This is a genomic window from Kitasatospora sp. NPDC093806, from assembly GCF_040683335.1.
Classification (GTDB): Bacteria; Actinomycetota; Actinomycetes; order Streptomycetales; family Streptomycetaceae; genus Kitasatospora.
On sequence record NZ_JBFBDO010000189.1, the window covers coordinates 1 to 7,450 of the forward strand.

A 7,450-nucleotide genomic window follows, 5' to 3' on the forward strand; every position below is an offset into this window, starting at 1 on the left:
TCGGCGGTTCCTCCGGACCGCCGACCGAGCGCCGCACGGTGCCCGCGGCGGCGCGCAGGACGGCGGCCGGGGTGGCCCCGTAGCCCGCGCGGGCCGTGCCGACGGCCTCGGCCCCGCGGGCCAGGCTGAGGCCGAGGTCGCCGTCGCCGACCAGCCGGTCGAGTTCGGTGAGCCGCGGTTCGGCGTCGGCCAGCGCCGCGCAGACGGCCCCGATCGCGCCGCTCAGGTAGGGGGGCGGGGGCGCGGCGGGGCCGAGCGGGTCGGGCGGCGCGGCGTCGGCCTCCGGGCGGGGCAGCCGGGGGGCGGTGTGCGGGACGGTGCCGGTCGCGGGGAGCCGGTGGGCGGCGGGCCAGGCGGGGGCGTGGGTGGGGGCGTCGAGCCGGGCCAGCCGCCGGTCGTCGACCTTGAGCAGGGAGAGCGAACAGCCGGGCATGTCCAGGGCGGTGAGGAAGCTGCCGGACCACATGCGCTCCAGGCGCAGGCCGCGGGCGGCGAGGTAGGAGGCCGCCTTGCGGGCGACGATGGCGAGTTCCATGGCGGGGGTGCCGCCGAGGCCGTTGACCAGGAGCACGACCCGGTCCCCCCGGACCAGACCGAGGTCCGCGCTGATCCGGTCGACGAGCAGCTCGACGAGTTCGTCGGCGGACCGGACCGGTCCGCGCTCCACTCCGGCCTCGCCGTGGATGCCCAGGCCGAGTTCGATCTCGGTCGCGCCGAGGTCGAGTCCCGGCCGGCCGACCGCGGGGACGGTGCAGCCGCCGAGCGCGACGCTCATGGTGCCGACCGCGGCCGCCGTCTCGGCGGCCTCCCGGGCCACCTCCGCGAGCGGTGCGCCGGCGGCCGCGGCGGCGCCGGCGACCTTGTGGACCAGCACCGTCCCCGCGATGCCGCGCCGGCCGGCCCGGGTGTCGGCGGCGAGCGAGACGTCGTCCGCGACGACCACGGTCTCCACCGGGATGCCCTCGGCGCGCGCCAGCTCGGCCGCCAGGCCGAAGTTGAGCCGGTCGCCGGTGTAGTTCTTCACCACCAGCAGGACGCCCTCGGGGCCGCCGACGGCGCGGATCCCGGCGAGCACGGCGTCGACGGAGGGCGAGGTGAACACCTCTCCGCTGACGGCGGCGGCGAGCATGCCCGCCCCGACGTAGCCGACGTGCGCCGGTTCGTGGCCCGCTCCGCCCCCGGAGAGCACGGCGACCTCCGCCGCCCGCTCCCGCCGGACCGCGACCGCCTCGCCGTCGAGCACGACGGCCTCCGGGTTCCCGAGAACCAGCCCCTCCAGCATCTCGGGCACCACGTCACGGACGTCGTTGATCAGCTTTTTCACGCTTGAAGTCCCCCTTACTCCGCAGCGACGGCGCGGACCCTCGACCACTGGGTCCGGCACCTCGGCGATACTAAGCAGCGTGAACGCTTTTCAGCAATACTGAATGGCTGAAAACCCTAGACCGCAGCCTGTTCAGAGCGGTCATCCCGACCGGCCGGGCGCGCGCGGTCGAACCCCTCATGGATCGTGTAGACATGGTCACGCGGGGTGCCGAGGCCCCGCGAAACCGGCGCCGGTTGGGGGACACGTGCACACGGAACGGCTCAACCGGGCCCCGGCAGAAGAGAGCTGAGCATGCCCTCGTACCCGGTCACCCGTCTGCACCGCGTCGCCGTCCTGGTACTGGAGGGCGCCAAGCCCCTCGACGTCGGCATCCCCGCACAGGTGTTCACCACCCGACCCAGCATGCCTTATGAGGTGCGGGTGTGCGGCGCCTCTCCGGGACTGGTCAGCGGCGGGGACGGCCTCTCCTATTCCGTCAGCCACGGTCTGGAGGCGCTGACCTGGGCCGATCTCGTGTTCGTGCCCGGCTACCGGTTCCCCGACCGCGAGCCGCCGCCGCAGGCCGTGCTCGACGCGCTGACCGCCGCGCACGCCCGGGGCGCCCGGCTCGCCGCCATCTCCACCGGCGCCTTCGCGCTCGCCGCCACCGGCCTGCTCGACGGCAAACGGGCCACCACGCACTGGCATTACGCCCGGGCGCTGGCGGCGCAGTACCCGCGGGTGCAGGTCGAGGAGAACGTGCTGTTCGTCGACGCGGGCCCGGTGCTCACCTCGGCCGGCGCCGCCTCCGGCATCGACCTGTGCCTGCACATCCTGCGCGGGGACTTCGGGGTGGCCGCCTCCAACCACGCCGCCCGGCGCCTGGTCGCCGCCCCCTACCGCAGCGGCGGCCAGGCCCAGTACGTGGCGCGCAGCGTGCCCGAGCCGCGCGGGGAACGGTTCGCCGCCACCCGCGAGTGGGCGCTGCACCGGCTGGAGGAGCCGCTCACCCTGGAACTGCTCGCCCAGCACGCCGCGGTGTCGACCCGCACCTTCACCCGACGCTTCGTCAAGGAGACCGGCTACACGCCGATCCAGTGGGTGCTGCGGGCCCGGATCGACCGGGCCCGCGAACTCCTCGAACGGTCGGAGTACAGCGTCGAGCAGATCGCCGCGTTCGTCGGTCTCGGCACCAGCGCCAATCTGCGGCGCCATTTCCAGCGCATCCTCGGCACCACCCCGGCGGACTACCGCCGCGCCTTCACCGAGTGAGGGCGCGGCCCGGCCCGTAGGTCGTGCCCGACCGGGCCACCCGTTACCGCAGGCTCCGTTCCGGGGTGTCCCGATCCTTGCGGATCGTGGCAAGCAACCCGCTGGCACGAACTCCGGACGACTGCGAATCTCGGAGACGACTCGAAGGGAAAAAGACATGACTCGCATTGCCATCAACGGGTTCGGCCGCATCGGGCGCAACGTGCTGCGCGCGCTGCTGGAGCGCGACAGCTCCCTCGAACTGGTCGCCATCAACGACCTGACCGACCCGACCGCGCTCGCCCGCCTGCTCGCCTTCGACACCACCGCCGGCCGGCTCGGCCGCCCCGTCACGGTCGAGGGGGACACCCTGATCGTCGACGGCCGCCGGATCAAGGTCCTGGCCGAGCGCGAGCCGGCCAACCTTCCCTGGGCCGAGCTCGACGTCGACCTCGTGCTGGAGGCGACCGGCCGGTTCACCTCCGCCAAGGCCGCGCGGGCGCACATCGACGCCGGCGCCCGCAAGGTGCTGGTCGGGGCCCCCTCGGACGGCGCCGACGTCACGCTGGCCTACGGCGTCAACACCGAGGCCTACGACCCCGAGACGCACTTCATCGTCTCCAACGCCTCCTGCACCACCAACGCGCTGGCGCCGCTGGCCGCCGTCCTGGACGAGCTGGCCGGCATCGAGCACGGCTTCATGACCACCGTGCACGCCTACACGCAGGAGCAGAACCTGCAGGACGGCCCGCACCGCGACGCCCGCCGCGCCCGCAACGCCGCCGTCAACATCGCCCCGACCAGCACCGGTGCGGCCAAGGCGATCGGCCACGTGCTGCCGAACCTCAACGGCAAGCTGTCCGGCGACTCGATCCGCGTCCCGGTCCCGGTGGGCTCGATCGTCGAGCTCAACACCGCCGTCGCCCGCGAGGTCTCCCGCGAGGACGTGCTGGCCGCCTACAAGGCCGCCGCCGAGGGCCCGCTGAAGGGCATCCTGGAGTACTCCGAGGACGAGCTGGTCTCCTCCGACATCACCCGCAACCCGGCCTCGTCCATCTTCGACTCGGCCCTCACCCGCGTCGACGGCCGCCACATCAAGGTGGTCGCCTGGTACGACAACGAGTGGGGCTTCTCCAACCGCGTGGTGGACTCGCTCGAACTGCTCGCCGAGCGCTGATCCCGCACCTCCCGCCCCGGCGGTAGTGGCCCACTCGGGCCGCTACCGCCTTTTGGGCATGCCCGTTCGGCCATGACTCCTTGGTCATGACCATGCCGTATGCGTTACCGTCGATACCGTCGGCCCCATCCGTCACTCGACCCCCACGTCCCCCAGAGATCGACTGAGAACGACCGAGAACGACTGAGAACAGACATCCCCAGAGATCGACCGCTCCAGCCCCCACCCGAGAACGGAGACTCCGTGGACATCCATCTCGCCCGCGCCTGGGTGCACACCATCGCAGTCACCCTGGACGAACAGAAGGACCGCCTGACCCGGCTCGACTCGGCCATCGGCGACGCAGACCACGGCACCAATCTGCACCGCGGGTTCACCGCCGCGGCCGCCACCCTCCCGCTCCTGGAGGCGGACACCGCCGGCGCCGTGCTGATACGGACCGGCGCCACCCTGGTGAGCAAGGTCGGCGGCGCCGCCGGCCCGCTCTACGGGGACGCCTTCCGCGCGATCGGCCAGGCCCTGGACACCCCCTCGGCCCCGCCCAGACAGCTCGCCGAGGCACTGGCCGCCGGACAGGCGGCGGTCGAGAAACTCGGGGCCGCCACCCCCGGTGACAAGACCGTGATCGACGCCTGGGCACCCGGGGTGGCCGCCTTCCGCGACCGCACCGACGGCGGGGCCGACCTCGCCGAAGCCGCCCGCGCCGCCGCCGACGCGGCGGAGGAGGGCATGCGCGCCACCATCCCGCTGCAGGCGCGCCGCGGTCGCGCCTCCTACCTCGGCACCCGCAGCATCGGCCACCAGGACCCGGGGGCGACCTCCACCGCGCTGATCTTCCGCGCGCTGGCGGACGCCGCGGCGGCCCGCTGACGGACACGGTCCGTCGGCGGACCCGACCCGCCGACGGCCCGGTGAACACGAGCCGGGCCCAGAATCAAGAGTGCCCATTTTATCCGAATGATGTTCGGTAAAGGTGAACTTCATTCGGAAAGTCCGGACCTGAAACGGAACATCCGGTTCCGCCAGGCCGGCGGGTGGCCGCGCGGCGGAACCCGTCAGGCGCGACCCCGTCAGGCGCGACCCGTCAGGCGTACACCTGGGCCGCGCCGCCCCGGCGGGCGCCCAGCTCCCGGGACAGGTTGCGGGCGACCTCCCGGACCGCGACCGCCAGTTCCCGCCGGGCCGGCTCGGCGAGCAGGTGCTCCACCGCCCCGACGATGCCGATCGCCCCGACCGCCTGGCCCGAGCGGTCCAGCACCGGGGCGGCGATCGAACCATCCCCGATCGTGGACTCCTGGTCCTCGACCGCGTACCCCGCCCGGGCGATCTCGTCGAGCTGGCGGCCCAGCTCCTCGGGGTCGCTGACGCTCGCCCCGGTCAGCACCGGCAGCTCGCCGGCCAGCAGTTCCTTGCGCCGCGCCGGATCGGAGCACGCGACGATCGCCTTGCCCAGGGCGGTGGTGTTCCACGGGATCGACGCGCCGACCTCCAGGATCTGCACCGCGCCCTCCGGCCGGAAGGCGTGGTGCACGACCAGGATCCGCTCCCCGGTCAGGATCGCCACCCACACCGCCTGCCGGGTCCGGGCGGCCAGCTGGTCCGCCCAGGTCAGCGAGCGGCTGCGGAGCTCGTGGGTGTCCAGGTAGGAGTTGCCGAAGGCCACCAGGTCCGGGCCGAGGCGGTACTTGGAGCCCTCGGGGTCATGGCTGACCAGCCCCTCCGACTCCAGGGTCCGCAGCAGTGCGTGGACGGTGGGCTTGGCCACGCCCAGCCGCTCGGCGAGCTCGGTGACGCCCAGCCGGGGACCGTCCGTGGCGAGCTCGCGCAGGATGCGGATCGCCCGCTGCACCGACTGAACCATTCAGAGCCTCCCAATGTGCCCTTGCTAAACAGTGTTCCGAGATTTAGCGTCACTGTTCACGAGCCCCCCGGTCGGCATTGTAAGCGTTTCGCAAAGTACCGGGATCCCACGGTCCGGGCTGTGGTACAGGGGCGAAACCGTCAAACCGTCTTCGCGGACAGCTCCGCGCAGACGAAGGCCGCCAGCTCCTCGGCATTCGGATGGTCGAAAACCACCGCCGCCGGCAGTCGCAGCCCGGTCGCCGCATTCAGCCGGTTCCGCAACTGAACCGCCGTCAGGGAATCGAAACCCAGATCCCGGAAGTCCCGGCCCACCTCCGCCGCGTCCGCCGCGCCCCCCTCGCCGACCGACGCGAATCCCAATACCTCGGCCACGCTCACCCGCACCAGACGGGTCACCGCGGACAACAGTTCGATGGAATCCAGCGAACGCAGCCCCCCACCGAGGTCCGGCAGCGCGTCCTTTCCCGGCCGGCCGGTCGCGGCCGGCGCGTCCAGCGCCTCCCGCACCTCGGCGATCCCCCCGATCAACGGGCTCGGCCGGTGCGTGGTGAAGGTCGGCGCGAACGCCTCCCAGTCCACGTCGGCCACGGCCAGGAACCGCTCGTCCTGTTCCAGCGCGCGGACCAGCGCGGCGACGGCCAGTTCGGGATCCATCGCCAGCACCCCCTGGCGCTGCAACAGCTCACCGGTCCCGGTCTCCTCGACCATCCCGGCACCCGCCCAGGCACCCCAGGCGATCGAGGTGGCCGGCCGACCGCGCGAACGGCGCCAGGCCGCGAAGCCGTCCAGGAAGGCGTTGGCCGCCGCGTACAGGCCCTGGGTGCCGCTCCCCCACACACCCGCGTTCGATGAGAACAGCACGAACGCGTCCAGCGGCGCGTCGGCGAGCAGCTCGTCGAGCAGGATCGCGCCCTCGACCTTCGCCGCCATCACCGGCCCCAGCTCGGCCGGCTCGATGTCCTTGACCGGGTTGTAGGAGGCCACGCCGGCGGTGTGCACGACGCTGCGGATCACGGCGCCGTCGGAGTGCAACTTGGCCAGCAGCGCGGACAGTTCGGCGCGGTCGGCGAGGTCGCAGGCCGCGACGGTCACCCGGGCGCCCCGCTGTTCGAGCTCGCCGCGCAGCCGGGCGGCACCGGGCGCGTCCAGCCCCCGGCGGCTCAGCAGGACGAGGTGCTCGGCGCCGTTGTCGGCCATCCAGCGGGCGACGTGCGCGCCGAGCCCGCCGGTGCCGCCGGTGATCAGCACCGTCCCCGACGGCCGCCAGCCGCCGGACGTCCCGCCGGCCGGCTCCCCGCCCGGACGGGCCCGCACCAGCCGGCACCCGTACGCGCCGTCGCTCCGCAGCGCGACCTGGTCCTCACCGCCGACGCCGTCGACCAGCGCGGCCAGCTCACGTCCGATCACCTTGTCGGCGCCCGTGGCCGGCAGGTCGATCAGCCCGCCCCAGACGGCGGGGTGCTCCAGGGCGGCCACCCGGCCCACGCCCCAGGTCTGGGTCTGCCCCGGGTTCCGCACCGGGTCGTCGGCGCCGACCTCGACGGCGCCCTGCGTCAGTGCCCACAGCCGCAGCGAGCGGCCGGAGTCCAGCACCGCCTGGGTCAGCACCACGGTCGCCAGCACGCCGCCGCCGACCCCGGTCCCGCCGCCGTCCTGGCCCATGGCGAGCAGGGAGACCACCCCGGCGGTTGCGCCGTCGGTGTGGGCGGCCAGCGCGGCCGTCCAGGCGGCCCGGTCCGGGGCCGCGGCGTCCAGCTCCAGCACCCGCGCCGGGCCCGCCGAGGTGGCCAGCGCCTCGGCCGCCCGCACCGACGGCGCAACCGCCGGGGTGGGCTCCCTGCTCGCCATGGGCC

At 73.8% G+C, this 7,450-nt stretch carries 6 protein-coding genes; 3 read left to right on the forward strand and 3 right to left on the reverse strand.

The genetic code is table 11. The annotated features are described in order from the left end of the window. Positions 1–1,324 (reverse strand): dihydroxyacetone kinase subunit DhaK (locus tag AB0N76_RS38490; protein WP_363565506.1); only part of this gene is annotated, 1,324 nt, incomplete at its 3' end. Between the two features lie 294 nt (positions 1,325–1,618). Between AB0N76_RS38490 and AB0N76_RS38495 the strand changes: the two genes are divergently transcribed. From AB0N76_RS38495 to dhaL, 3 genes are all read left to right on the forward strand, one after another. Further along, complete coding sequence (locus AB0N76_RS38495) at positions 1,619–2,578, forward strand: helix-turn-helix domain-containing protein (protein WP_363565507.1); 960 nt, start codon at positions 1,619–1,621, stop codon at positions 2,576–2,578. A gap of 157 nt (positions 2,579–2,735) precedes the next feature. Then, the gene (gene gap / locus AB0N76_RS38500; RefSeq protein ID WP_363565508.1) at positions 2,736–3,734 is read left to right on the forward strand and encodes a type I glyceraldehyde-3-phosphate dehydrogenase; all 999 of its coding nucleotides are present in this window, start codon (positions 2,736–2,738) and stop codon (positions 3,732–3,734) included. A gap of 243 nt (positions 3,735–3,977) precedes the next feature. Next, entirely contained in the window at positions 3,978–4,604 is a 627-nt protein-coding gene (dhaL, locus tag AB0N76_RS38505) for a dihydroxyacetone kinase subunit DhaL (RefSeq protein WP_363565509.1), read from the forward strand. Positions 4,605–4,818: 214 nt separating this feature from the next. Here dhaL and AB0N76_RS38510 read toward each other — a convergent pair whose 3' ends face one another. Beyond that, on the reverse strand, positions 4,819–5,595 hold the full coding sequence (locus tag AB0N76_RS38510) for an IclR family transcriptional regulator (RefSeq protein ID WP_363565510.1): 777 nt from the start codon (positions 5,593–5,595) through the stop codon (positions 4,819–4,821). 140 nt (positions 5,596–5,735) lie between these two features. Beyond that, on the reverse strand, positions 5,736–7,450 hold a 1,715-nt coding region (locus AB0N76_RS38515; RefSeq protein ID WP_363565511.1), incomplete at its 5' end, for a beta-ketoacyl reductase.

What these genes read in the sequence shown, in the direction of transcription:
- AB0N76_RS38495 (WP_363565507.1), top strand. Translation starts at nt 1,619, where the DNA reads ATGCCCTCGTACCCGGTCACCCGTCTGCACCGCGTCGCCGTCCTGGTA.
- gap (WP_363565508.1), top strand. Translation starts at nt 2,736, where the DNA reads ATGACTCGCATTGCCATCAACGGGTTCGGCCGCATCGGGCGCAACGTG.
- AB0N76_RS38510 (WP_363565510.1), bottom strand. Translation starts at nt 5,595, where the DNA reads ATGGTTCAGTCGGTGCAGCGGGCGATCCGCATCCTGCGCGAGCTCGCC.